General features: G+C 70.7%; 26 protein-coding genes. 17 read left to right on the top strand and 9 right to left on the bottom strand.

Translation table 11 applies throughout. The features are described from left to right. From ACZ6S4_RS03575 to ACZ6S4_RS03560, 4 genes are all read left to right on the top strand, one after another. The gene (locus tag ACZ6S4_RS03575) at positions 1-1,197 is read left to right on the top strand and encodes a phosphoglycerate kinase (RefSeq protein ID WP_465473363.1); all 1,197 of its coding nucleotides are present in this window, start codon (positions 1-3) and stop codon (positions 1,195-1,197) included. Beyond that, a complete protein-coding gene (tpiA, locus tag ACZ6S4_RS03570) occupies positions 1,197-1,988 on the top strand; it encodes a triose-phosphate isomerase (RefSeq protein ID WP_465473362.1) in 792 nt (263 codons plus the stop codon). Before ACZ6S4_RS03575 ends, tpiA begins: the two co-directional genes overlap by 1 nt. A gap of 87 nt (positions 1,989-2,075) precedes the next feature. Beyond that, positions 2,076-2,330, top strand: coding sequence for a preprotein translocase subunit SecG (gene secG / locus ACZ6S4_RS03565; RefSeq protein WP_360547801.1), 255 nt, complete (start codon positions 2,076-2,078; stop codon positions 2,328-2,330). 178 nt (positions 2,331-2,508) lie between these two features. Beyond that, a complete protein-coding gene (locus ACZ6S4_RS03560) occupies positions 2,509-2,856 on the top strand; it encodes an RNA polymerase-binding protein RbpA (protein ID WP_203763021.1) in 348 nt (115 codons plus the stop codon). A 6-nt stretch (positions 2,857-2,862) separates the two neighbouring features. Here ACZ6S4_RS03560 and ACZ6S4_RS03555 read toward each other — a convergent pair whose 3' ends face one another. Beyond that, entirely contained in the window at positions 2,863-3,477 is a 615-nt protein-coding gene (locus ACZ6S4_RS03555; RefSeq protein ID WP_465473361.1) for a GNAT family N-acetyltransferase, read from the bottom strand. A gap of 119 nt (positions 3,478-3,596) precedes the next feature. Here ACZ6S4_RS03555 and ACZ6S4_RS03550 point away from each other — a divergent pair, with 119 nt between their 5' ends. The 3 genes from ACZ6S4_RS03550 to ACZ6S4_RS03540 are packed head-to-tail and all read left to right on the top strand — an operon-like array spanning position 3,597 to position 5,028. Then, the gene (locus ACZ6S4_RS03550) at positions 3,597-4,010 is read left to right on the top strand and encodes a hypothetical protein (RefSeq protein WP_465473360.1); all 414 of its coding nucleotides are present in this window, start codon (positions 3,597-3,599) and stop codon (positions 4,008-4,010) included. 14 nt (positions 4,011-4,024) lie between these two features. Continuing rightward, positions 4,025-4,609, top strand: a complete 585-nt coding sequence (locus ACZ6S4_RS03545) for an RNA polymerase sigma factor (RefSeq protein ID WP_465473359.1) — start codon at positions 4,025-4,027, stop codon at positions 4,607-4,609. Further along, the gene (locus tag ACZ6S4_RS03540) at positions 4,606-5,028 is read left to right on the top strand and encodes a hypothetical protein (RefSeq protein ID WP_465473358.1); all 423 of its coding nucleotides are present in this window, start codon (positions 4,606-4,608) and stop codon (positions 5,026-5,028) included. Before ACZ6S4_RS03545 ends, ACZ6S4_RS03540 begins: the two co-directional genes overlap by 4 nt. Positions 5,029-5,097: 69 nt before the next feature. Here the strand turns inward: ACZ6S4_RS03540 and pgl are convergent, their stop codons facing one another. From pgl to tkt, 5 genes are all read right to left on the bottom strand, one after another. Then, positions 5,098-5,868, bottom strand: a complete 771-nt coding sequence (gene pgl / locus ACZ6S4_RS03535) for a 6-phosphogluconolactonase (protein WP_433726872.1) — start codon at positions 5,866-5,868, stop codon at positions 5,098-5,100. Positions 5,869-5,937: 69 nt separating this feature from the next. Next, complete coding sequence (locus ACZ6S4_RS03530) at positions 5,938-6,954, bottom strand: glucose-6-phosphate dehydrogenase assembly protein OpcA (RefSeq protein WP_465473357.1); 1,017 nt, start codon at positions 6,952-6,954, stop codon at positions 5,938-5,940. Then, positions 6,951-8,468 (bottom strand): glucose-6-phosphate dehydrogenase, encoded by a 1,518-nt coding sequence (zwf, locus tag ACZ6S4_RS03525; protein ID WP_465473493.1) that lies wholly within the window; start codon positions 8,466-8,468, stop codon positions 6,951-6,953. Before zwf ends, ACZ6S4_RS03530 begins: the two co-directional genes overlap by 4 nt. Positions 8,469-8,724: 256 nt before the next feature. After that, on the bottom strand, positions 8,725-9,867 hold the full coding sequence (gene tal / locus ACZ6S4_RS03520) for a transaldolase (RefSeq protein WP_465473356.1): 1,143 nt from the start codon (positions 9,865-9,867) through the stop codon (positions 8,725-8,727). Positions 9,868-9,876: 9 nt separating this feature from the next. Continuing rightward, complete coding sequence (gene tkt / locus ACZ6S4_RS03515) at positions 9,877-12,060, bottom strand: transketolase (RefSeq protein ID WP_465473355.1); 2,184 nt, start codon at positions 12,058-12,060, stop codon at positions 9,877-9,879. A gap of 205 nt (positions 12,061-12,265) precedes the next feature. Here tkt and ACZ6S4_RS03510 point away from each other — a divergent pair, with 205 nt between their 5' ends. Together ACZ6S4_RS03510 and ACZ6S4_RS03505 are read left to right on the top strand one after the other, a co-directional pair. Continuing rightward, positions 12,266-13,228, top strand: coding sequence for a heme o synthase (locus ACZ6S4_RS03510; RefSeq protein ID WP_465473354.1), 963 nt, complete (start codon positions 12,266-12,268; stop codon positions 13,226-13,228). A gap of 228 nt (positions 13,229-13,456) precedes the next feature. After that, positions 13,457-13,753, top strand: a complete 297-nt coding sequence (locus ACZ6S4_RS03505) for a hypothetical protein (protein ID WP_203763057.1) — start codon at positions 13,457-13,459, stop codon at positions 13,751-13,753. A 250-nt stretch (positions 13,754-14,003) separates the two neighbouring features. Here ACZ6S4_RS03505 and ACZ6S4_RS03500 read toward each other — a convergent pair whose 3' ends face one another. Then, the gene (locus ACZ6S4_RS03500; RefSeq protein WP_465473353.1) at positions 14,004-14,942 is read right to left on the bottom strand and encodes a COX15/CtaA family protein; all 939 of its coding nucleotides are present in this window, start codon (positions 14,940-14,942) and stop codon (positions 14,004-14,006) included. 107 nt (positions 14,943-15,049) lie between these two features. On the opposite strand from ACZ6S4_RS03500, the gene ACZ6S4_RS03495 reads away from it, so the two are divergent. Genes ACZ6S4_RS03495 through ACZ6S4_RS03460 form a run of 8 tightly spaced genes read left to right on the top strand, consistent with a single transcriptional unit; the run spans position 15,050 to position 21,618 of the window. Continuing rightward, a complete protein-coding gene (locus tag ACZ6S4_RS03495; RefSeq protein ID WP_465473352.1) occupies positions 15,050-15,790 on the top strand; it encodes a helix-turn-helix transcriptional regulator in 741 nt (246 codons plus the stop codon). After that, the gene (gene sufB, locus ACZ6S4_RS03490; RefSeq protein ID WP_465473351.1) at positions 15,787-17,220 is read left to right on the top strand and encodes a Fe-S cluster assembly protein SufB; all 1,434 of its coding nucleotides are present in this window, start codon (positions 15,787-15,789) and stop codon (positions 17,218-17,220) included. Before ACZ6S4_RS03495 ends, sufB begins: the two co-directional genes overlap by 4 nt. A gap of 41 nt (positions 17,221-17,261) precedes the next feature. After that, on the top strand, positions 17,262-18,395 hold the full coding sequence (gene sufD / locus ACZ6S4_RS03485; RefSeq protein ID WP_465473350.1) for a Fe-S cluster assembly protein SufD: 1,134 nt from the start codon (positions 17,262-17,264) through the stop codon (positions 18,393-18,395). Continuing rightward, the gene (locus ACZ6S4_RS03480) at positions 18,392-18,724 is read left to right on the top strand and encodes a non-heme iron oxygenase ferredoxin subunit (protein ID WP_360547771.1); all 333 of its coding nucleotides are present in this window, start codon (positions 18,392-18,394) and stop codon (positions 18,722-18,724) included. The genes sufD and ACZ6S4_RS03480 overlap by 4 nt, the downstream gene beginning before the upstream one ends. Continuing rightward, complete coding sequence (gene sufC, locus ACZ6S4_RS03475) at positions 18,721-19,485, top strand: Fe-S cluster assembly ATPase SufC (RefSeq protein ID WP_465473349.1); 765 nt, start codon at positions 18,721-18,723, stop codon at positions 19,483-19,485. Before ACZ6S4_RS03480 ends, sufC begins: the two co-directional genes overlap by 4 nt. A gap of 14 nt (positions 19,486-19,499) precedes the next feature. After that, entirely contained in the window at positions 19,500-20,729 is a 1,230-nt protein-coding gene (locus ACZ6S4_RS03470) for a cysteine desulfurase (RefSeq protein ID WP_465473348.1), read from the top strand. Further along, positions 20,726-21,187 (top strand): Fe-S cluster assembly sulfur transfer protein SufU, encoded by a 462-nt coding sequence (gene sufU / locus ACZ6S4_RS03465; RefSeq protein ID WP_465473492.1) that lies wholly within the window; start codon positions 20,726-20,728, stop codon positions 21,185-21,187. Before ACZ6S4_RS03470 ends, sufU begins: the two co-directional genes overlap by 4 nt. Then, a complete protein-coding gene (locus tag ACZ6S4_RS03460; RefSeq protein ID WP_465473347.1) occupies positions 21,184-21,618 on the top strand; it encodes a metal-sulfur cluster assembly factor in 435 nt (144 codons plus the stop codon). The genes sufU and ACZ6S4_RS03460 overlap by 4 nt, the downstream gene beginning before the upstream one ends. Positions 21,619-21,676: 58 nt before the next feature. On the opposite strand, the gene ACZ6S4_RS03455 is transcribed toward ACZ6S4_RS03460, so the two are convergent. Then, positions 21,677-22,498 carry a hypothetical protein gene (locus ACZ6S4_RS03455; RefSeq protein ID WP_465473346.1) on the bottom strand — a complete coding sequence of 274 codons (822 nt, stop codon included), beginning with the start codon at positions 22,496-22,498 and terminating at the stop codon, positions 21,677-21,679. A gap of 81 nt (positions 22,499-22,579) precedes the next feature. Next, positions 22,580-23,317, bottom strand: coding sequence for an SDR family NAD(P)-dependent oxidoreductase (locus ACZ6S4_RS03450; protein WP_465473345.1), 738 nt, complete (start codon positions 23,315-23,317; stop codon positions 22,580-22,582). Positions 23,318-23,493 lie beyond the last annotated feature (176 nt).

The raw sequence follows: 23,493 nt of genomic DNA, 5'->3' as shown, positions 1-23,493 counted from the left end.
TTGAAGACTCTCGACGACCTGCTCGGCGAGGGTGTCTCGGGTCGGCGCGTGCTCGTGCGCGCCGACCTGAACGTCCCGTTCGACAAGGCTGACCCAAGCCGGATCAGTGACGACGGCCGCATCCGCGCGGTGCTGCCGACCCTGATCACTCTGCGTGACGCGGGTGCCCGCGTGATCGTGTGCTCGCACCTCGGCCGCCCCAAGGGCGCGCCGGACCCGAAGTACACGCTCGCCCCGGTCGCCACCCGCCTCGGTGAGCTGCTCGGCAACCCGGTCGTCTTCGCCGAGGACACCGTGGGCCCGTCCGCCAAGGCGGCCGCCGACGCGCTGCTCGACGGCCAGGTGCTGCTGCTGGAGAACCTGCGCTTCAACGCCGGCGAGACCAGCAAGGACGACGCCGAGCGCGGCGCGTTCGCGGACGAGCTGGCCGGGCTGGCGGAGTTCTACGTCGACGACGCGTTCGGCGCGGTGCACCGCAAGCACGCCTCGGTCTACGACGTCGCGGCCCGGCTCCCGCACTACGCCGGCGGCCTGGTCCTCACCGAGGTCGAGGTCCTGCGCAAGGTGACCGAGACCCCGGAGCAGCCGTACGTGGTGGTGCTCGGCGGCTCGAAGGTCTCCGACAAGCTCGCCGTCATCCAGGCGCTGCTGCCGAAGGTCGACAAGCTGCTCGTCGGCGGCGGCATGTGCTTCACCTTCCTCAAGGCCCAGGGCCACGAGGTCGGCAAGTCGCTGCTCGAGGCCGAGATGATCGACACCTGCGCCGACCTGCTCGCGCAGGCCCAGGGCCGGATCGTGCTGCCGGTGGATGTCGTCGCGGCCACGGCCTTCGACGCCAACGCTGAGCACGACGTGGTCGCCGCCGACGCGATCCCGGCCGACCGGCTCGGGCTCGACATCGGCCCGGCGTCGGTGGCGCTGTTCGCCGAGGCCATCGGTTCGGCCAAGACGGTCTTCTGGAACGGCCCGATGGGCGTCTTCGAGCTGGCGCCGTTCGCGGCCGGCACCCGGGGCGTCGCCGAGGCCATCACCAAGATCGACGGCTTCTCGGTGGTCGGCGGCGGCGACTCGGCCGCGGCCGTACGCACCCTGGGCATCGACGAGTCCGGCTTCGGGCACATCTCCACCGGTGGCGGCGCGTCGCTGGAATACCTCGAGGGCAAGTCCCTGCCCGGCGTCTCGGCACTGGAGTCCTGATGGCTGACGTGACCCGCCGGCCGATCATGGCCGGCAACTGGAAGATGAACCTCAACCACTTCGAGGCCATCCTCCTGGTGCAGAAGCTCGCCGCGAGCCTCACCGAGCAGCAGCTGACCGACGTCGAGGCAGTTGTGCTGCCGCCGTACACCGACCTGCGCAGCGTGCAGACGGCGATCGACGGCGACAAGGTGCCGATCCGTTACGGCGCGCAGGACCTGTCCCCGCACAAGGGTGGCGCGTACACCGGGGACATCTCCGGGGCGATGCTGGCCAAGCTGGGCTGCACCTACGTGGTGATCGGGCACTCCGAGCGCCGCGAGTACCACAACGAGGACGACGCGCTGGTCAACGCCAAGGTGAAGGCGGCCCTGGCCAACGACCTGACGCCGATCCTGTGCGTGGGTGAGGGCCTGGAGATCCGCGAGGCCGGCAGCCACGTGCCGCACTGCTGCTCGCAGCTCGACGGCGCGCTCGACGGGCTCAAGGCCGAGCAGGTCAAGAGCATCGTGATCGCGTACGAGCCGGTGTGGGCGATCGGCACCGGCAAGACCGCCACGCCCGACGACGCGCAGGAGGTGTGCGGCGCCATCCGGGCGCGGCTCGCCGAGAAGTACGGCGCGGAGACGGCGGACGCGGTGCGCATCCAGTACGGCGGCTCGGTGAAGGCGGCCAACATCGCCGCGATCATGGGGCAGCCCGACGTGGACGGCGCCCTGATCGGCGGCGCGAGCCTCGACGCGGAGGAGTTCGCGTCGATCGTCCGGTTCCGCGAGCACGTCCAGCGCTGAGTTGTAGGCCCGGCCGCCGCCGTGCGGTGGCCGGGGACCCGCTATTGTTGTGGCGCTGCTGTGCCCTTCGAGAGGAATGACCCGACCATGCCGATCGCGTTCGCGTACACGTTGATCGTGTTGCTGCTCATCTCCAGCATCCTGCTGACCCTGCTCGTCCTGCTGCACCGCGGCAAGGGCGGCGGCATGTCCAGCATGTTCGGTGGCGGCGTCACTTCCAGCCTCGCCGGCTCCTCGGTCGCGGAGAAGAACCTGGACCGCTACACGGTGCTCGTGGGCGTCATCTGGTTCGCCTGCATCGTCGGACTGGGCCTCTGGCTCAAGGTCGCGCAGGCGGGCTGAAACAGATAGTTAACGTCCGCTTTCCAAGCGTTCGTTATCAGGTCTTCCTCCAGATGCTCCGCGAGTCGTAGACTCTGCCGCGCGGTCCGGTCCGTCCGGGCCGCGCGGTTGTTTTCCACCGCTTTTATACCGCCGCTTTCCCCGGCGATGAAACGCCCTCGAGACAGGAGTGACTTCCGTGTCCAGTGGCAGTGCGATCCGCGGCAGTCGTGTCGGCTCCAGCCCGATGCGCCCTGACGAGCGCAGTGAGCCCGCCCCGCGGCGGGAGGTGACGTACTGGTGCGCCGCCGGACACCCCGTGGAGGTCCGCTTCGCGGCCGATGTGGTGCCCCCGGAGACGTGGGACTGCACCCGGTGCGGCCAGCCCGGCGGTCTCGACCGGGAGAAGCCTCCCGGCCGGATGCGCAGCGAGCCCTACAAGTCGCACCTGGCCTACGTCAAGGAGCGGCGCTCCGACGAGGACGGTGCGGCCATCCTGGCCGAGGCGCTGGCCAAGGTCCGGCAGCGCCGCGGCCGCAGCGAGTAGGACGCGTCACTCGGTCGTGTCCCGGCCGAGATAGGTGACGGTGGCCGCGCCGGGCACCGGGATCTCGACGAAGCCCAGCCGTTCGTAGAAGGCCCGGGCGCTGACGTTGGTCACCGCCATGCCCAGATGCACCCGGGGCACTCCAGCGGCGCGCAGGCCGGCCAGGAAGGCGCTGATCAGGCCGCGGCCCCAGCCCTGGCCCTGCCACTGCGGCAGCAGGTCGATGTGCAGGTGCGCGGGGTAGCCGGCCAGCTCGGGCACGATCATGCGCTCCGGGTGCTCGTGCAGCCACAGCATGCTGTCCTCACGGGTCACCGGGGGCTCGGCCGGGTGCGGGTACCGGCCGGCGGTGGCGGGCAGCCACTCGTCGCGGTAACGCTGCGCGAAACGGGCCGTGTCGGCGGTGCCGAGCACGTAGCCCACGGCTGCGCCGGTGCCGTCGTCGAGGACATACGCGTGTTCCGGCTCGAGCGTCACGTACGGCGCCGCGAAGATGTCGCCCATCAGGCGGTCGGACGAGTACTGACCCCGGGCGTCACCCCCGGCATCGGCGGTACGCACGCAGATGTCGTAGACGGCGTCGAGGTCGGCGGGACGGTACGCGCGGATCAAGGGCTGCACAGCCGCGAGTCTAGGTAACGGCAACCTGTGACGGGCGTCACCATGGCAGCGCCAACCTCCTGGGGCGCCGCGCGTCTACTCCTGCGAAGGATCACCCCCGACCGCACAGGAGTTCCGTGATGCGCCTGACCCGCCGTACCGCCTCGATCGCCACCGCCGCGACTGTCGTCGTCCTGGCCGGCGTGGTGACCGCCACCAGGGCCTTCGCGGACGAGGCCCCGGCGCCGGCGCCGGCGGTGACAAGCCCGGCCCCCGCCGTTTCGCCGGCCGAGCCGCCCGCCGCGTCGCCGGCCGAGTCACCCGCGCCCACCTCCAGCACCGCTCCGGACGAGACGGCCGCCCCGGCGGAGCCCCCGGCCGCGAGCCCGGTACCGGTGGAGGAGTCGCCGGAGCCGTCCGCCACGGCCGCGCCGGCTCCCTCGCCGACGCGCGTCGGCGGCAAGCCCCCCGTCTCCACGGTGCCGTCGCCGACGCGGGCCGGCGACAAGCCGGGCGCCACCCCGGTACCCTCGCCCACCCGGACCCGGCGCTGACCCACAGGACTGCCATGACCTTCGTCGTAGCGCTGCCGGCGCTCGTACCGCGCTGGCTGCGCTCGATGCTGTCCGGACGATCGGCGGCGGTGCGCGGCGAGGGCGCGGACGGGCCCCCGGCGATCAACGAGCTCTACCACGCCCGCCGGCTCAGCCTGGTGCGGCTGGCGGTGCTCATGGTCGACGACCTGCCCACCGCGGAGGACATCGTGCAGGACGTCTTCGCCGCCCTGTACCGGCGGCACGGGGCTGACCTGCGTACCGTGGCCGACCCGCACGCGTACCTCACGACCGGGGTCATGAACGCCGCGCGGTCGGCGCTGCGGCGCCGGCGCACCGCCCGCGCCTACGTCCCGCCGCGGCCGGGCCTCGCGCCGGCCGCCGAGGACGAGGTGCTGCTCGGCCAGGGCGACCGGGAGGTGCTGGCCGCGCTGGCCCGGCTCACCGTGCGGCAACGCCAGGTCGTGGTGCTGCGGTACTGGTCAGAGCTGTCCGAGCAGGAGATCGCCGAGGTGCTGCGGGTGTCCCGCGGCACGGTCAAGTCGACCGCGAGCCGCGCGCTGGGCATCCTGCGCGGCCTGCTGGGGGAGTACCGATGAGCACGGACCTGGAGGATCGGGTGCGCCGGGCATTGTCCGCGCGGGCCGGTCAGATCACCCCCGGCAGCCTGCAGCCGGCCGTGCCGCCGACCGCGGCGGCGCCGGCCCGCCGGTCGTGGCGGCCCCGGTGGCGCTCGCTGCTGGTGGTCGCGGCCGTCGTGGTGGCGGTGGTCTTCTCGGTACGGCGGCCCGCCGGTGATCCGCCGCTGCCGGTCCCGAACGCCCCGGCTGCCACGGTGCCCTCGCCGTCGTTCGCGCCGTCGCCCTCACCCAGCCCGACGTCGGTCTCCGAACCGGTCCCGTCGACCGTCGGCATCAGCGACTCGCCCCCGCCGCTGTCGGCCACGTCGGTGCCGAGCGCCTCTCCGAAGCGCGCCGGGCCCGACACCAAGCCCCTGCCACCCGCCCGGACGCCCTGACCGGCTCAGCCGTGCCGACCCGCGTGGCCGTGCCGACCCGCTCGGCCTGACCCGTGCTGTGCGGACCGGTCAGCGCAGGCTGCGGGCCTTCGGGGGTACGTTGGCCGCCGCGGCCCGGTCCAGCAGCCACAGCGTCTTGTCAGTGCCCACCGCGCCCGCCGCCGGCAGCTGCTTGGGCCCGGCACCCTCGATCGCCATGCCGACCGGGGCCGCCTTGTCCTTGCCCGCGGCGATCAGCCAGACCTCCTCGGCCGTCTGGATCGTGGGCATGGTCAGCGAGATCCGGGTCGGCGGCGGCTTCGGGCTGTTGTGCACCGCCGCGACCGTGCCGGTCTCGTAACCGCCCGGGTGCTCCGGGAAGATCGACGCCACGTGCCCGTCCTCGCCGACGCCGAGCATCAGCACGTCGAAGTGCGGCAGCTCCGAGCTGCCCGGCTTGGCCGCCGCAGCCAGCTCGCGGGCGTAGCGGGCGGCGGCCGCCTTGGCGTCGTCGCCGTCCGGGCCGTCGGACGGCGGCATGGCGTGCACGCGGGCGGGGTCCAGCGGCAGCGCGTCCAGCAGCGCCTCGCGGGCCTGGGTCTCGTTGCGGTCCTGGTCACCGGCGGGCAGGAAGCGCTCGTCGCCCCACCACAGGTCGACCCGGGACCAGTCGACCGCGTCCGAGGCCGGCAGCTCCTTGACCGAGCGCAGCACCTTGGCCGCCACCCGGCCGCCGGTCAGCACGACGCTGGCCCAGCCGCGCTCGGCCTGCGCGTCGATGATCTTGATGACCAGCCGCGCCGCCACCGTCGACGCCAGGATGTCGGCGTCGGGAACCACCACCACAACGGTCTCGCTCATGAAGCCCCTCGTCACCGGAGAAAGGGGCCACCCGCCGAGTCGGCGAGCGGCCCCCACGATCTTAGAGCGTCAGGCGGCTGAGCCACCCGGGCCCGCGAAGGCGCCGGCCTCGTCGCCCGCCTGGGCCGCCTGCATCGGGTCCTTCCACACGTGTACGCGCATCGCCGGCTTGCTGTCCAGCCCCGCGACACCGGCCATGGCCCCCAGCGCCTCGCCGTAGATCTGGTCGGCGTCCAGCCGGCGCAGCTCCTCGGCGAGCTCGTCACCGACGGGTCGCTTCGGCAGCGGCATGTACCGGTCTTCCTGGCCGGTGCGGCTGAACAGAGCCGTGCCCTCGTCGCGGGTGACCCGGACGCAGTCACCGTTGGCGCACTGGAGCTCCACCGAGTGCATCCGCGGCGAACGGTCGGTGTGCTCCCACACCGGGTCGATCCCCAGCCGCGACTTCAGCCAGCCCTGCATCAGCGCGGCGGTCGGGTCGTTGAGCGGCGCCACGATCGTCGCGCCGGTGACCCGCTCGTCGGTGGTGTCGAACGCGCCGGCCACCAGGGTGCGCCAGAGGGTGATCCGGGTCCAGGTGAGGTCGGTGTCGCCGGGGGCGTAGTCCTTCGCCCGTTGGCGCAGCGCGGCCACCGGGTCCGGCGCGAGCTTGCAGTCGGTGATGCGCCGGTCGGCCACCACGCCCAGGAAGTCGTTGGCGATGACGTCCGGCGGCTCGCTGTGCCACCAGGTCACCACGGGCACGTCCGGGGCGAGCAGCGGCATGACGACCGACTCGGCGTGCAGGGCCAGGCGGCCGTACATGCGCATCACGACGGCCTCGGCCGGGCCCAGCCGGCCGCCCACCACGATCTCCGCGTCCAGCCGGCTGCGGCCCTCGAGGTCCGAGCGGACGACGATGAGCAGGCGGCAGGGGTGCGCGGACGCCGCGATGGTCGCGGCCGCCTCGGCCTCGCGGACCTTCTTCTCCTCCACGACGGCGACCAGCGTCAGGGCGAGGCCGCTGGCCACACCACCCGCACTGCGCCGCTCGGCAGCCAGAGCCTTGACGACCTCGTTACCGGTCGTGTCCCACAGCCCGATCATGCTCGCCTCCACGCACGGCCCTCGCGGGCCAACATCTCGTCGGACGCCCGCGGGCCCCACTCGCCGGAGCGGTACGGCTCCGGCTTGGTCCCGGCCCAGGCGGCCTCCAGCGGGTCGACGACCTGCCAGCTCTGCTCGATCTCGGCCGCGTCCGGGAACAGCGTCCGGTCGCCGACGAGCACGTCGAGCACGAGCCGCTCGTAGGCCTCCGGGCTGGACTCGGTGAACGCCTCGCCGTACTGGAAGTCCATCGCGATGTCGCGGACCTCCATCGTGGTGCCCGGCACCTTGGAACCGAACTTGAGCACCACACCTTCGTCCGGCTGCACCCGGATGACCAGCTGGTTGTTGCCCAGCATCTCCACGTCGGCCGGGTCGAACGGCAGGTGCGGCGCCTTCTTGAACATGATGGCGATCTCGGTGACCCGCCGCGGCATCCGCTTGCCGACGCGGACGTAGAACGGCACCTCGGCCCAGCGTCTGTTCTGGATGCCGAGCCGGACGGCCACGTACGTCTCCGTGGTGGAGTCCGGCGGGATGTTGGCTTCCTCGAGGTAGCCGACCGCGCGCTCACCGGCGACCCAGCCGGGCAGATACTGCCCGCGGACCGAGCCCTTGGCGATGTCGGCGGGCAGGCTGATGGCCTTGAGGACCTTCAGCTTCTCGGCGCGTACGTCGTTGGGGTCGAAGCTCGTCGGCTCCTCCATGCCCACCAGCGCGAGCAGCTGCAGCAGGTGGTTCTGCAGCACGTCGCGGGCGGCGCCGGAGGCGTCGTAGAACGCCGCCCGGGTGCCGATGCCGACGTCCTCGGCCATGGTGATCTGCACCGAGTCGACGTACTTGGAATTCCACACCGGCTCGAACAGGTTGTTCGCGAAGCGCAGGGCCAGGATGTTCTGGACCGTCTCCTTGCCGAGGTAGTGGTCGATGCGGAACACGTCGGCCGGGGTGAAGACCTCGTCGACCAGCTTGTTCAGCGCCATCGCGGTCTTCAGGTCGTTGCCGAACGGCTTCTCGACCACCACCCGGCGCCAGCCGCCGGACTTGGCGTTGTCGGCCATCCCGGTGCGGGCCAGCTGGTTGAGCACCAGCGGGAACGCGGCCGGCGGGATGGAGAAGTAGAAGGCGGCGTTGCCCGCGATGCCGTTGCGCTCACGCAGGTCGTCCAGCGTGGTGGCCAGGTGGTCAAAGGCGGCGTCGTCGTCGAACGAGCCGGGCACGAACTGGAACTGGCTGGCCAGCCGGGTCCAGACGTCCTCACGCCACGGGGTCCGGGCGCCCTTCTTGGCCGCCTCGTAGGCCAGCGACTCGAAGTCGCCGTCGCCCCAGTCGCGGCGGGCGAAGCCCAGGACCACGAAGCCGGGCGGCAGCAGACCCCGGTTGGCCAGGTCGTAGACCGCCGGGATGAGTTTCTTTCGGGACAGGTCGCCCGTGACTCCGAAGATCACCAGAGCGCAGGGCTCGGGGATCCTGGGAAGCCGTCGGTCCTGTGCGGTACGCAGCGGATTACCCACGAGTCCCATCCTGCCAGCTTTCTGGTGTCCCGCAGCGTTACGGCCAAGGGTCAGTGCCGCAACATCTCGGGGGTGGTGAGGACCTGGCGGATGCCGCCGGGCCGGTCGGTGAGGTACAGGTGCAGCAGCGGACGGCCCCGGCGGGCGCGGGATCGGCGCTCTCGGCGGGGAGGTCCGGAACGGGAAGCCGTCGCCGGGTTGCCGTGAAACGGCAACCCCGCGGCGGCTTCCACGCCCGCGAGCAAGTGATCGGTCTTTACGACTTGGCGGCGTCGCTCGGGTTGTCCGAACCCTTGGCCGCGGCCTTGAGCGACTTCTTCACGTCTTCGAGCAGCTCGGCCCAGCTGGCCTCGAACTTCTCGACACCCTCGTCCTCGAGGACCCGGAACACGTCGGTCAGGTCGACACCGGCGGCGGCGACGTCGTCCATCACCTTCTGCGCCTGGGCGTACGAGCCGGTGACCGTGTCGCCGCGGGTCTCCCCGTGGTCCTCGAACGCCTTGATGACCGACTCCGGCATGGTGTTCACCGTGCCGGGAGCGATCAGCTCCTCGACGTAGATGGTGTCCTTGTAGTCCGGGTTCTTCGTGCCGGTCGAGGCCCAGAGCGGCCGCTGCGGGAGGGCACCCGCGTCGGCCAGCGCCTGCCAGCGGTCGGAGCTGAAGACCTCGGCGTACGCCTGGTACGCGAGTTGCGCGTTGGCCACCGCGGCCTTGCCCCGCAGCGCCTTGGCCTCCTCGCTGCCGATCTTGTCGAGCCGCTTGTCGATCTCGGTGTCCACCCGGGACACGAAGAACGACGCGACCGAACCGATCTTGGTGAGGTCGTGGCCGTTGGCCTTGGCCTGCTCCAGGCCCGCGAGGAACGCGTCCATGACGGCCCGGTAGCGCTCCAGCGAGAAGATCAGCGTCACGTTGACGCTGATGCCCGCGGCCAGCGTCGAGGTGATCGCCGGCAGGCCCGCCTGGGTCGCCGGGATCTTGATGTAGAGGTTCGGCCGGTCGACCAGCCACCACAGCGTCTTGGCCTCGGAGGCGGTCTTCTCGGTCAGGTGCGCGCTGCGCGGGTCCACCTCGATGGACACCCGGCCGTCGACACCGTTCGACGCGTCGTACGCCGGCTTCATCACGTCACACGCCCAGCGCACGTCGTACGACGTCAGCAGCCGCACGGCCTCCTCGACCGTGACCTCCTGCGCGGCCAGGTCCTTCAGCTGCTTGTCGTACGCCTCCGCGTCGGCCAGCGCCTTCGCGAAGATGGACGGGTTCGTGGTCACGCCGACCACGTGCTGCTCCCGACGCATCTTGTCGAGCGAGCCGGTCTCAAGCCGGACGCGGGAGAGATCGTCGAGCCATACCGCTACACCAGCGGCGGAAAGCTCTGCCAGCCTGTCGGTCATCGCTACTCCTCAGTTTCCGGTCTTGTGACCGGTGATTTCGCCGACCTTGGCGAGGGCGGCGTTGGCCTTGGCCACCACGTTGTCCGCGGTGAACCCGAACTGCTCGAACAGCACCTTGGCGGGGGCGCTGGCGCCGTAGTGCTCGATGCTGACCGCCTCGCCGGCCTCGCCCAGCAGGCGGTCCCAGCTCATCCGGATGCCGGCCTCGACCGTCACCCGGGCCTTGACGCCGCGCGGCAGGACCTGCTGCTGGTACGCCGTGTCCTGCTCGAAGAACCACTCCTGGCACGGCATGGACACGACCCGGGTCGGGGTGCCCTCGGCCTCCAGCCGCTCCTGCGCCTTGAGGCAGATGGACAGCTCGGAGCCGGTGCCGATGAGGATGACCTTGGGCTCGCCGCCGGTCGCGTCGGAGATGACGTAGCCGCCCTTGAGGGTGCCCTCGGCCGAGGCGTACTTGCTGCGGTCGATGGTCGGGAGGTTCTGCCGGGACAGCGCCAGCGCGGTCGGCCGGTCGGTGTGCTCCAGGGCGCCGCGCCAGGCCCACGCGGTCTCGTTGGCGTCGGCCGGGCGGACCACGTCGAGGCCGACGATGGCGCGCAGCGCGGTCAGCGTCTCGATCGGCTGGTGCGTCGGGCCGTCCTCGCCCAGGCCGATGGAGTCGTGCGTCCACACGTACGTGACCGGCAGCTTCATCAGCGCGGACAGCCGGACGGCGCCGCGCATGTAGTCGCTGAAGACCAGGAACGTGCCGCCGTACGGGCGGGTGCCGCCGTGCGCCACGATGCCGTTGAGGATCGAGCCCATGCCGTGCTCGCGGATGCCGAAGTGCAGCGTGCGGCCGTACTCGTGACCCGGGAACGCCTTGGTGGCGTACTCGCTCGGGATGAACGAGGGCTCGCCCTTCATGGTGGTGTTGTTGCTCTCGGCCAGGTCGGCCGAGCCACCCCACAGCTCGGGCAGCACCGGCGCCAGCGCGTCGAGGACCTTGCCCGAGGCGGCGCGGGTGGCGATGCCCTTCTCGTCGGCGGGGAACTCGGGCAGCGCCTCGTGCCAGCCCTGCGGCAGCGTACGGGTGGACAGCCGGTCGAAGAGGGCCTTGCCCTCGGCGTTGCTCGCGGCCCAGGCCTGGAAGGACTTGTCCCACTCGGCGTGCAGGGCGCGGCCGCGCTCGACGACCTGGCGGGCGTGCTGCAGAACCTCGTCGGCGACGTCGAAGGTCTTGTTCGGGTCGAAGCCGAGGATCTCCTTGGTCGCGCGGACCTCGTCCTCGCCCAGCGCGGAGCCGTGGATCTTGCCGGTGTTCTGCTTGTTCGGCGCGGGCCAGCCGATGATCGTCTTGAGCACGATGAACGTGGGGCGGTCGGTGACCTCCTGGCCCGCCTTGATCGCCGCGTACAGCGCCTCGACGTCCTCCTGGTACTCGGTGCCCTTGTCCGGGTCGCCCTTGCGCCAGTCGACGTGCCGCACGTCCCAGCCGTAGGCCGCGTACCGGGCGCCGACGTCCTCGTTCTTGGCGATCCGGGTGTCGTCCTCGATGGAGATCTCGTTGTCGTCGTAGATCACCGTGAGGTTGCCGAGCTTCTGCACGCCGGCGATGGCGCTCGACTCGTGGCTCACGCCCTCCTCGATGTCGCCGTCGGAGCACAGCGCGTACACGTTGTGGTCGAACAGCGAGTCACCGTCGGCGTTCGGGTCGAACAGACCGCGCTCGCGGCGGGCGGCCATCGCCATGCCCACGGCGTTGCCGATGCCCTGGCCGAGCGGGCCGGTGGTGACCTCGACGCCGGGGGTGTGGCCGTACTCCGGGTGGCCCGGGGTCAGCGAGCCCCACTGGCGCAGCGCGGCCAGGTCGTCCAGGGCCAGGCCGTAGCCGTTGAGGTAGAGCTGGATGTAGAGGGTGAGGCTGGAGTGGCCACAGGAGAGAACGAAGCGGTCCCGGCCGGCCCAGAGCGGATCTGTCGGGTCATGGCGCATGACCCGGTTGAAAAGCAGGTACGCGGCGGGCGCCAGGCTCATCGCCGTGCCGGGGTGGCCGTTACCGGATTTCTCGACGGCGTCCATGGCCAGCACCCGGACGGTGTCGACCGCCCGGCGGTCTAGGTCGGACCAGTTCAAATCGTCTTTGGCAGCCACGTCGGTTGCGCTCCTCGGGCATGGTGTGTCGAATCCTTTTGACTTGACCCTATCCATTCCCGGTAAACCCCCGCCCGGGGAACGGCACAGGCCCATACGCTGAGAGCGGACAGTGAACCTTGCGGGCTGTGACGCCGTACACCCGTGCCGGGTCGACCGGAGGGCGCCCCGGGCTGCGCGTAGTCTGATCGAACGTGCCGGCCGGTCCCCATCGGCCACGGCTCTGTTCCACACCCTCGCCGATGCCGGAAGGTGGCTGTCCGTGAGCATGATCACCGAGCGTCCCGACCAGGGGCGGTCGCCCGGTCTTCTCGAGGCGGTCCCGCCCACGGCGGGCCGGCCGGGAGGTCGCCGCGACATCGGCGCCGTGGTGAAGGCGTACGTCTCGCTGACCAAGCCGCGGATCGTCGAGCTGCTGCTGGTGACCACGATCCCGGCGATGATGCTCGCCGCGGGCGGCTGGCCCAGCCTGTGGCTGATGGCGGTCGTGCTGGTCGGCGGATCCCTGGCGGCCGGCGCGGCGAGCGCGCTGAACTGCTACATCGACCGCGACATCGACCAGCTGATGCGGCGTACCAAGCGGCGCCCGCTGCCGGCGCACACGGTCACCCCGCGCTCGGCCCTGATCTTCGGCCTGGTGCTCGCGGTGGTGTCGGTCGTGCTGATGGGCGCCTTCACGAACTGGCTCGCCACGGCGATGACGGCGGCGTCCATCTTCTACTACGACGTGGTGTACACGCTGTGGCTGAAGCGGCGTACCCCGGCGAACACCTTCTGGGGCGGCATCTGCGGGGCGGCCCCGGTGCTGATCGGCTGGGCCGCGGTGACCGGCTCGGTGGCCCCGCTGGGCTGGGCGCTTTTTGCGGTTGTGTTCTTTTGGCAGATGCCGCATTTCTATGCCCTGGCCATCAAGTACAAGGACGACTACGCCCGCGCCGGCATCCCGATGCTGCCCGTGGTGCGCTCGGCCGGCCGGGTCAACGCCGAAATCCTGATCTTCACGGTGCTGATGCTGGTGGCGTCCCTGGCGGCGTGGCCGCTGGGCCTGGGCCCGATCTACGGCGTCACGGCGGTGCTGTCGGGCGCGGTCTTCCTGTCCGAGGCGGTGCGGCTGGTGCTGCGCTCACGCCGCGGGGAGCCGCTCAAGCCGATGCGGCTGTTCCACTGGTCGTACACGTACCTGACGATTCTGTTCATCGCCGTGGCGGTCGACGCACTCGTCTGAGTTGGTGGCATTGCGTGATGACATTCACGCACGTCGCACAGAATGCCCGTTATTTGCGTTAGCGAGGTCACGCTCCGTACCCCCTTAGGTGGAACCTGAGCAGGGGTGCAATTCGGGCAGTATCGGTCGAAAACAATGTCCGTAGCGCTTAAACCCGCAGGTAATTGCCATCACAAAAACGCACTGGGTGTGCTTGCCAAGGCCGGAAGTCTGCCTAGGCTGCGAGTCATGGCAGAAGGTTCCGATACGACACTGACCGCCGACATCAAGTCGTTCGCCGTCGGCCACGGCGGCGCGAAGGCGGTCATCGAGTACGTCGGCAAGCGGGGCGCCCGCATCGTCCTGGTCGGCGAGGACGGCGAGTGGACCGACCAGTTCGCCGCCGACGGCACCGACGTCGCCCGCAAGGCGTGCGAAACAGCAGGCGTCGAAGTGGAAAACGCATGGGAGCGGGAGCTCATGGAGCAGATGCGCCCGAGCAACGACCTGTGGCGCTCGATGTCCCGCCGAAGCATGGCGCGCTGAGCCCGGGGCTACTCCGCCTCCTCACATACAGTCCTTGTCCGTTGCAGCGGCCCGGAAGCTTTCCGGGCCGCTTTCGTATGTCCAGGGTCTTGATGCGAGGGACCCCCGAGGCTTCACGAGAGCTTTCGCCCGCGCGTACGGCCTGACGCCGCAAGCGTGGCGTACCGGCGCCCGGGCAGGCGCTCGCGGATGCCGGGGTGGACGACTTGAACGTCGGCGACCCGCGGGACTGGGTGGCCGAGCACGGAGGTCAGGCGACGGGCTCGGGGATCGCGGCCGGGACCGGTGGGGCGTTCTGCGGTGACTCGTGGAACGGGCGTTCGCGCAGGCTCCACAGCATGTTCAGCGTCGCCACCCAGACCAGGCAGGCGCCGAGCATGTGAGCGCCGACCAGGAGCACCGGCAGGTGGGTGAAGTACTGGACGAAGCCGATCAGGCCCTGGGCCAGCTCCACCAGGATCAGCACCCCGGCCGCCCGGATCACCGGGGCGGGAGCCTTCACCGCGCGCAGGGCGAACCACAGGCCGAGCGACAGGCCGATCAGCAGGAAGACCAGGTCGGCGTGGGCCTGGGAGATCGTTGCCGGGTCCAGGCCGTTGCGCTTGGCGTCCTGGTCGCCGGCGTGCGGGCCGCTGCCTGTCACCACCACGCCGAGGACGATCACGGCCCCGCTGACCAGGGCGGTCAGGCGGGCCAGAGTCGGCAGCGGGGTGGGGACCAGGGTGCGGCGCGGGCGGTCGCCCTCCGTGGTGCGCTTCCACAAGGCGTACGTCACCGCGATCAGCGCCATCGAGAGCAGGAAGTGCAGGCCGACCACCCACGGGTTCAGGTCGGTCAGCACCGTGATGCCGCCGATCACGCCCTGGCCCGGGATGCCCAGGCCGGCCGCCAGCGCCAGCAGGATCAGCGACCGGCGTCGCGGCTTCTGCAGCAGGGCGGCGATGAAGCAGGCCAGGGCGATCAGGCCGAGCACGATGCCGAGCACCCGGTTGCCGAACTCGATCGCGCCGTTGATGCCCATCTCGGGGGTCGACGTGTACGACTCCTCGGTGCATCTGGGCCAGGTGGGGCAGCCGAGGCCGGAGCCGGTCAGGCGGACCGCCGCGCCCGTGACCACCAGGCCGACGTTGGCGACCAGCGAGGCCAGGGCCAGCCGGCGCAGGAGGGTGCGATTGCTCACCTCAGGCATCGTACGCCCGAATTTGATCTTGATTGAGCGCGCCCGGGGCACGCGGTGTCCTGGATCACCAGGGTGCCGGTTTGCAGGGGCTCCAGGAATTACGTAACGTTGGCGTAGTGAAAAACGGAGTGCTGGCGCTGAGCAGGGGAGTGGCCGCTGTGGCCCCTTCTGCCGACGCGCGCACCCGTGACCGGGTCGCCCAGCTGCTCTTCGAGAGCGGCGCGGCCACCGCCGCCGAGCTCGGCGCCCAGCTCGGGCTCAGCCCCGCCGCCATCCGCAAGCACCTCGACGCCATGCTGGCCGACCAGCTCGTCGAGGTCCGCGAGACCCGGCCGCAGGGCCCGCGCGGCCGGGGCCGGCCCGCCAAGGCGTTCGTGCTCACCGCGGCCGCCCGGGAGGGCTTCCCGCACTTCTACGACGGCATCGCCACCGCCGCCCTGCGGTGGATCGCCGAGCACGGCGGCCCGGAGGCGGTCACCGCCTTCGCCACCGCCCAGGTCTCGGCCCTGGAGGAGCGTTGCCGGGCCGCGTTGCTCGAGGCCGGCGACGACCCGATCGCGCGGGCGGAGGCGCTCGCGGAGGCCCTGACCGCCGAGGGCTACGCTGCCAACGCGACGACGATCGCGTCCGGCGGGCAGCTGTGCCAGCACCACTGCCCGGTGGCGCACGTCGCCGCCGAGTTCCCCCAGCTGTGCGACGCCGAGACCGCGGTCATCTCGCGGCTCATCGGCACCCACGTGCAGCGCCTGGCCACCATCGCGCACGGCGACGGGGTGTGCACCACGCACATCCCCACCCCGCCGCGTGTGATCAGCACAACCGATACAACCGCCACCACTGTGAGGACAGATAGATGACCGAGCAGATCGTTCAGCCCGTCGTCACCCAGGAAGAGCACCTCGCCGCCCTGGGCAAGTACGAATACGGCTGGGCCGACGTCGACACCGCCGGGGCGACCGCCCAGCGCGGCCTGTCCGAAGCGGTGGTGCGCAACATCTCCGCGCTCAAGAACGAACCGCAGTGGATGCTCGACCTGCGGCTCAAGGGCCTGCGCCTGTTCGACCGCAAGCCCATGCCGAACTGGGGCGCCGACCTCACCGGCATCGACTTCCAGAACATCAAGTACTTCGTGCGCTCCACCGAGAAGCAGGCCGCGTCCTGGGACGACCTGCCGGCGGACATCAAGAACACGTACGACAAGCTCGGCATCCCCGAGGCGGAGAAGCAGCGCCTCGTCTCCGGTGTCGCGGCGCAGTACGAGTCCGAGGTCGTCTACCACAAGATCCGTGAGGACCTCGAGCAGCAGGGTGTCCTGTTCCTGGACACCGACACCGCCCTGCGCGAGCACGAGGACATCTTCAAGGAGTACTTCGGCACGGTCATCCCGGTCGGCGACAACAAGTTCGCCGCGCTGAACACGTCCGTGTGGTCGGGTGGCTCCTTCATCTACGTGCCGAAGGGTGTGCACGTCGACATCCCGCTGCAGGCCTACTTCCGGATCAACACCGAGAACATGGGCCAGTTCGAGCGGACGCTGATCATCGTCGACGAGGGTGCCTACATCCACTACGTCGAGGGCTGCACCGCCCCGATCTACTCCTCCGACTCGCTGCACAGCGCGGTCGTGGAGATCATCGTCAAGAAAAACGCCCGGTGCCGGTACACGACCATCCAGAACTGGTCGAACAACGTGTACAACCTGGTCACCAAGCGCGCCACCTGCGAAGAGGGCGCGACCATGGAGTGGGTCGACGGCAACATCGGCTCCAAGGTGACGATGAAGTACCCGGCCGTCTACATGACCGGCCCGCACGCCAAGGGCGAGGTCCTGAGCGTCGCGATGGCCGGCGAGGGCCAGCACCAGGACGCCGGCGCCAAGATGGTGCACGCCGCGCCGCACACCTCCTCGTCGATCATCAGCAAGTCGATCGCCCGGGGCGGCGGCCGCACCTCGTACCGCGGCCTCGTGCAGGTCATGGAGGGCTCGCACCACAGCGCCAGCACGGTCAAGTGCGACGCGCTGCTGGTCGACACGATCTCCCGCTCGGACACGTACCCGTACGTGGACATCCGCGAGGACGACGTGGCGATGGGCCACGAGGCGACCGTCTCCAAGATCAGTGACGACCAGCTCTTCTACCTGATGAGCCGGGGCCTGACCGAGGACGAGGCCATGGCGATGATCGTGCGCGGCTTCATCGAGCCGATCGCCAAGGAGCTCCCGATGGAGTACGCCCTCGAGCTGAACCGCCTGATCGAGCTCCAGATGGAAGGGGCTGTGGGCTAAAAGAAGCCCCCGGCCGACGCAACGCAGACGCAAAGGACGAGATGACTACCGAGGCCATGGCCCCGCCGAGCACCAAGTCGCAGGTGCTGCGCTCCTTCGACGTCACCGACTTCCCGGCCGTGGGCGGCCTGGAGGAGGAGTGGCGCTTCACGCCGATCAAGCGCCTGAAGGAGCTGGTCACGGCGACCACGCTGACCGGGGCGGCGCCGGGCTTCGCGCCCGGCGACCTGCCGGCCGGCGTGTCGGTGACCCAGGTCGACGCGGGCAAGGTCGAGGCGGTGCTGACGCCGTTCGACCGGATCAGCGCGCTGGCGTACGGCGCGGCGGCGAACGTGACGCTGATCGACGTCGCCGCCGACACCGTCGCGGCCGAGCCGGTGGTCATCCGGGTCGTCGGGCAGGGCCTCGAAGCGGCTGCCGCCCGCACCTACGTCAAGCTGGGCAACTTCGCGCAGGCCACCGTGGTGCTGGAGCAGACCGGCGCGGCGACGCTGGCCGACAACATCGAGGTGGTGCTCGGCGACGGTGCCCAGCTCACCTTCGTCACGCTCACCGAGTGGGACGCCGAGGCGGTGCAGGCCCAGCACGTCAAGTTCAAGGTGGGCCGCGACGCCAAGGTCGTCCACGTGCAGGTCAGCCTCGGTGGCAGCCTGCTGCGGCAGTTCGCCAGCGTGGAGTATGCGGGCCGCGGCGGCGAGGCCGAGCTCTACGGCCTGTACTTCGCCGACGCCGGCCAGCACGTCGAGCACCGCCAGCTGGTCGACCACAGCGTGCCCGACTGCCGCAGCTACGTCGGCTACCGCGGCGCGCTGCAGGGCCGGTCGGCGCACACCGTCTGGGTCGGCGACGTGGTGATCCGGGCGGCGGCCACCGGCACGGAGACGTACGAGATCAACCGCAACCTGCTGCTCACCGACGGCGCCCGCGCCGACTCGGTGCCCAACCTCGAGATCGAGACCGGTGAGGTGGTCAGCGCCGGGCATGCCAGCGCGACCGGCCGCTTCGACGACGAGCAGCTGTTCTACCTGATGGCCCGCGGCATCCCGGAGTCCGAGGCGCGCAAACTGGTGGTCCGCGGCTTCTTCGCCGAGCTGATCAACAAGATCCCGGTCGAGGAGCTGCGCGAGCGCCTGGGCGACGCCATCGAGGCGAGGCTGGCGAAGGCGGGCTCATGAGTTTCGAGCTAGTGGGCCCGGCCGCGGATGTCGCCAAGGGCTCCGTCATCACCACGGAGCTCGACGGCGTGGAGATCGCCGTCGTGCACGCCGACGACGACCAGTTCTACGCCGTCCGGGACGAGTGCAGCCACGCCGCCGTCGCGCTCTCCGAGGGGGAGGTCGACGGTTGCACCCTCGAGTGCTGGCTGCACGGTTCCCGCTTCGACCTGCGTACCGGTGAGCCCAGCGGCCTGCCCGCCACCGAGCCGGTGGCAACCTTCCCCGTCGAGATCCGCGACGGCGACATCTACGTTTCGACCACGCCGAGTAATGGAGTCATGCCGTGAGCACCCTCGAGATCCACGACCTGCAGGTGTCGGTCAAGCTGCCCGAGGGCGAGCTGAAGCCGATCCTGGCCGGCGTCGACCTGACCGTGAAGTCGGGTGAGACGCACGCCATCATGGGCCCGAACGGCTCCGGCAAGTCCACCCTGGCCTACTCCATCGCCGGGCACCCGAAGTACGAGATCACCGGCGGCACCGTCACCCTCGACGGCGAGGACGTCCTCGCGATGACCGTCGACGAGCGCGCCCGGGCCGGCCTGTTCCTGGCCATGCAGTACCCGGTCGAGGTCCCCGGCGTCTCGGTGGCCAACTTCCTGCGCACCGCCAAGACCGCGATCGACGGCGAGGCGCCGAAGCTGCGCACCTGGGCCGGCGAGCTGCGCGGCGCCATGGAGAAGCTGCAGATGGACCCGGCGTTCGCCCAGCGCAACGTCAACGAGGGCTTCTCCGGCGGTGAGAAGAAGCGCCACGAGATCATGCAGCTCGAGCTGCTCAAGCCGAAGATGGCGATCCTCGACGAGACCGACTCCGGCCTCGACATCGACGCGCTGCGCATCGTCAGCGAGGGCGTCAACCGGGTCCGCGCGTCCGGCGAGGCCGGCCTGCTGCTGATCACCCACTACACCCGCATCCTGCGCTACATCAAGCCGGACTACGTGCACGTCTTCGTGGCCGGCAAGATCGTCCAGGAGGGCGGCCCGGAGCTCGCCGAGCAGCTCGAGGCCGAAGGTTACGAGCGTTACGTGGCCGGCGCGCGGGCCTGAGGATCGGGGCGATCATGACCTTCGACGTGGCGCGGGTGCGTGCCGACTTCCCGATCCTGAGCCGGGAGGTCAACGGGCACCCGCTGGTCTACCTCGACAGCGCGAACACCTCGCAGAAGCCGCGCCAGGTGCTCGACGCCATGCGGGCGCACCAGGAGCAGTACAACGGCAACGTGTCCCGCTCCGTGCACACGCTCGGCACCGAGTCCACCACGGCGTACGAGGATGCCCGCGCGAAGATCGCCGCCTTCATCGGGGCGCCCAGCCCCGACGAGGTCGTGTTCACCAAGAACTCGACCGAGGCGATCAACCTGGTGGCGTACACGTCGGCGGATCTGCTCAAGCTGGGCCCCGGCGACGAGATCGTGGTCTCCGAGATGGAGCACCACTCCAATCTCGTGCCGTGGCAGCTGCTCTGCCAGCGCACCGGGGCGACCCTGCGCTGGTTCGGCGTCACCGACGAGGGCCGGCTCGACGAGTCGGGCCTCGACGAGCTGGTCAACGAGCGCACCAAGCTGGTCTCGATCGTGCACATGTCCAACATCCTGGGCACGATCAACGACCCGGCGCGGATCGTCGCCCGGGCCCACGAGGTCGGCGCGCTGGTCATGCTGGACTGCTCGCAGTCGGTGCCGCACCTGCCGCTCGACGTGGTCGAGCTGGGCGCGGACTTCATCGCGTTCACCGGGCACAAGATGCTCGGCCCGACCGGCATCGGGGTGCTCTGGGGGCGGATGGCGCTGCTGGAGGCCATGCCGCCGTTCCTGGCCGGCGGGTCGACGATCGAGACGGTGACGATGGGCGGCACGACGTTCGCCCCGCCGCCGGCGCGCTTCGAGGGCGGCACCCCGCCGATCACCGAGGCGATCGGCCTGGGCGCGGCGGTGGACTACCTGACGGCGCTGGGCATGGAGAACGTCCACCGGCACGAGCAGGAGCTCACCGCGTACGCGTTGAAAGCCCTCGCGGACGTGCCGGGCGTCCGGGTCTTCGGCCCGGGCACCCCGGAAGGCCGCGGCGGCACGGTCTCGTTCGAGGTCGAAGGTGTGCACCCGCACGATGTCGGGCAGATTCTCGACGACCTCGGTGTTGAGGTCAGGGTGGGGCACCACTGCGCGCGCCCGGTGTGCGCGCGGTTCGGGGTCCCGGCGATGACCCGGGCCTCGTTCTACCTCTATACGACGACCGACGAGATCGACGCCCTGGCGCGCGGTCTGGAGCAGGTGCGGAAGGTGTTCGCCTGATGATCGACCAGCTGTACCAGGAGATCATCCTGGACCACTACAAGCATCCGCACGGCAAGGGCCTGCGGGCGCCGTTCGGTGGCGAGGCGCACCACGTCAACCCCACCTGCGGCGACGAGGTGACCTTCCGGGTCGCCGTCGACGGCTCCACCCTGACGGACATCTCGTACGACGGGATCGGCTGCTCGATCAGCCAGGCTTCGGCGTCCGTGCTGCACGAGCTGCTCCAGGGGCGCACGGTGGACGAGGCGGCCCCGGTGCAGGAGGCGTTCGTCGCGCTCATGCAGAGCCGCGGCCAGATCGAGCCCGACGAGGAAGTGCTCGGGGACGGGGTGGCGTTCGCCGGCGTGGCGCGCTATCCGGCCCGGGTCAAGTGTGCGCTGCTGCCGTGGATGGCGTTCAAGGACGCCGCGGCGCGCGCCGGTGTGGGCGTGAGCCCGGAGGTGAAGACAGCATGACGGACAAGACGCTGGAAGAGATCGCCTCGGACGCGGCCGACACGGCGGGTCCCGACGACGCGACGGCCCCTGTGGTGGCGGAGGCGGCACCCGGCACGGTCGTGTCGAAGCCGACCATCGCCGACATCGAGGAGGCGATGAAGGACGTCGTCGACCCGGAGCTCGGCATCAACGTCGTCGACCTCGGCCTGGTCTACGACGCGCACGTCGACGACGACAACGTGGTGACCCTGGACATGACGCTGACCTCGGCGGCCTGCCCGCTGACCGACGTCATCGAGGACCAGACCCGCCAGGCGCTGACCACCGGGCCGGGTGGCGGCCTGGTCAAGGACTTCCGGATCAACTGGGTGTGGCTGCCGCCGTGGGGCCCCGACAAGATCACCGACGACGGGCGCGAGCAGCTGCGCGCGCTGGGCTTCAACGTCTGAGATCGCACCGCATCGCCAGGAACGCCGGGTCAGCGAGCTGACCCGGCGTTCCTGCTGCTCAGGCGGGCGTCACCGATCCGTCGAAGAGGGTGCACCTGGTGGTGCCCCACCCGACGACCGTGCCGTAGGTGTCGAAGACGCCGACGGTCAGCTCCTCGGCCAGGTAGTACGGCGTGGTGGTGGTCGTGCGGACGTAACCCGCGTCGGTCCAGGTGCCGTCGGCGGCCCGGGTCACCCGGTGCTCGATGTCCCAGGCACCGCCGAGCAGCTCGGAGCGGAAGCGCGGTTCGTTCGGCCCGTTCTGGACGATGCGCACGATGTGATATCCGACCCGGGTCGGGCGTCCGGCCCCGGACGAGGCGCCGGCCTGCCCGTTGCTGCCGTCGACGGTCGCGGTGATCGTGCGCGCCTCGGGGTCACAGGTCAACGTGACCGTGGTTCGCTGGTCGTGGTCGCAGGTCGCCTCGCGCGTGGTCAGGGTGACCCCGGCTGCGTTCTTGAACGTCACGACGAGCTTCTCCCGGTAGTACAGGGAAGTCACGGGGTTGAAGGTGGTCTTGTAGCCGGTCGCGTTGACCTCGCCCGAACTGGTGCTCGTGGTCTTGACCACGAGCGGCACGGCCGCCGACGCCAGGGGCGCCGACGTCGTGGCCGTGACGACCGTCCCGCCACGGCGCTGGAACTCGACGGTCACGGGCGCCGGCGGGGTCCCCGGCGTGAACAGGGTGCCGGAGGCCGAGGTGGTAACGGCCCCGGTCTGGGCGTCGCAGGTGATGTTCGCCCGCAACGGCGGCGTCGCCGCCTGGGCCGCGACGGGCGTGAACAGCAGCCCGGTGGTCGCCAGCACGACCAGGCCGGCCAGCGTGCGCAATCTCGACATGGGTCCCCCGGTGATCTCGGCGATGATGCGCCCCAGACGCTAACAACGATCGACACGCGCCGCTGTCCCGGGTGGACGGTCTCAACTGGGCAGGCGGATCCCGGTCATGCCGCCGTCGACCGCCAGCAGCGTGCCCGTCGTCGCGGACGCCAACGGGCTGGCCAGATAGGCGATGGCGTGGGCGATCTCGGCCGCCGTGACCAGCCGTCCGGTCGGCTGCCGCCCGCGCAACGCGGCCGCGGCCGCCGCCGGATCCTCGGCCGCGTTCAGCAACCGGGCCACCCACGGGGTGTCGGCCGTGCCGGGCACGACCGCGTTGACCCGTACGCCCTGCCGGACGTGATCGGCGGCCATCGCCAGGGTCAGCGAGGCCACCGCGCCCTTGCTGGCCGAGTACAGCGCCCGCTGCGGCAGGCCGAGCGGTGCCGCGATCGAGCAGGTGTTGACGATGGCGGCGCTCGGCGAGGCGAGCAGGTACGGCAGCGCCGCCCGCGACATCCGCGCGATGCCGACCACGTTGATGTTGAGCACCCGGTGCCACTCGTCGTCGCTGTTCGCGGTGACGTCGCCGACCGCGCCGATGCCGGCGTTGTTGATCAGGATGTCGATGCGGCCGCAGTGCTCGGCGACCGTGGCGACGGCCGCGTCCACCGACGCGCTGTCGCCGACGTCGCAGACCACCGACAGATCGGCGTCCTGCTCGACCAGGTCGAGGCCGGCCACCTGGGCGCCGCGTTCGCGCAGCAGGGCGGCGGTCGCGGCCCCGATGCCGCTGGCGGCACCGGTGACTATCGCGGTGAGTCCGGCGAACTCAGTCATGCCTGGGCCTCCCATGCCGTGCCCTTCCGGCCCGCGCCGGTCAGGCGGTAATGCGATGTCGTGCCGGCCCGGCCCGCGCCGGCCGGGCGGTGATCCGTTGGCGTGCCGGCCCGGCCCGCGCCGGCCCGGCGGTGATTTAATGTCGCGGCGCCGGCCGGGCGGTGATCCGATGCCGC

The sequence above is a fragment of the Actinoplanes sp. NPDC051405 genome, from assembly GCF_055586185.1.
This window is presented reverse-complemented; position numbering and strand designations above follow the sequence as displayed.

Bases quoted from the DNA above. Each gene is read 5' to 3' on its own strand.
- tpiA (WP_465473362.1), top strand. From the start codon at position 1,197: ATGGCTGACGTGACCCGCCGGCCGATCATGGCCGGCAACTGGAAGATG.
- ACZ6S4_RS03480 (WP_360547771.1), top strand. From the start codon at position 18,392: ATGAGTTTCGAGCTAGTGGGCCCGGCCGCGGATGTCGCCAAGGGCTCC.
- ACZ6S4_RS03545 (WP_465473359.1), top strand. From the start codon at position 4,025: ATGACCTTCGTCGTAGCGCTGCCGGCGCTCGTACCGCGCTGGCTGCGC.
- sufB (WP_465473351.1), top strand. From the start codon at position 15,787: ATGACCGAGCAGATCGTTCAGCCCGTCGTCACCCAGGAAGAGCACCTC.
- ACZ6S4_RS03455 (WP_465473346.1), bottom strand. From the start codon at position 22,498: ATGTCGAGATTGCGCACGCTGGCCGGCCTGGTCGTGCTGGCGACCACC.
- ACZ6S4_RS03500 (WP_465473353.1), bottom strand. From the start codon at position 14,942: ATGCCTGAGGTGAGCAATCGCACCCTCCTGCGCCGGCTGGCCCTGGCC.
- ACZ6S4_RS03505 (WP_203763057.1), top strand. From the start codon at position 13,457: ATGGCAGAAGGTTCCGATACGACACTGACCGCCGACATCAAGTCGTTC.
- secG (WP_360547801.1), top strand. From the start codon at position 2,076: ATGCCGATCGCGTTCGCGTACACGTTGATCGTGTTGCTGCTCATCTCC.
- sufD (WP_465473350.1), top strand. From the start codon at position 17,262: ATGACTACCGAGGCCATGGCCCCGCCGAGCACCAAGTCGCAGGTGCTG.
- ACZ6S4_RS03470 (WP_465473348.1), top strand. From the start codon at position 19,500: ATGACCTTCGACGTGGCGCGGGTGCGTGCCGACTTCCCGATCCTGAGC.
- ACZ6S4_RS03550 (WP_465473360.1), top strand. From the start codon at position 3,597: ATGCGCCTGACCCGCCGTACCGCCTCGATCGCCACCGCCGCGACTGTC.
- tkt (WP_465473355.1), bottom strand. From the start codon at position 12,060: ATGGATAGGGTCAAGTCAAAAGGATTCGACACACCATGCCCGAGGAGC.
- ACZ6S4_RS03540 (WP_465473358.1), top strand. From the start codon at position 4,606: ATGAGCACGGACCTGGAGGATCGGGTGCGCCGGGCATTGTCCGCGCGG.
- ACZ6S4_RS03530 (WP_465473357.1), bottom strand. From the start codon at position 6,954: ATGATCGGGCTGTGGGACACGACCGGTAACGAGGTCGTCAAGGCTCTG.
- ACZ6S4_RS03450 (WP_465473345.1), bottom strand. From the start codon at position 23,317: ATGACTGAGTTCGCCGGACTCACCGCGATAGTCACCGGTGCCGCCAGC.
- tal (WP_465473356.1), bottom strand. From the start codon at position 9,867: ATGACCGACAGGCTGGCAGAGCTTTCCGCCGCTGGTGTAGCGGTATGG.
- ACZ6S4_RS03460 (WP_465473347.1), top strand. From the start codon at position 21,184: ATGACGGACAAGACGCTGGAAGAGATCGCCTCGGACGCGGCCGACACG.
- pgl (WP_433726872.1), bottom strand. From the start codon at position 5,868: ATGAGCGAGACCGTTGTGGTGGTGGTTCCCGACGCCGACATCCTGGCG.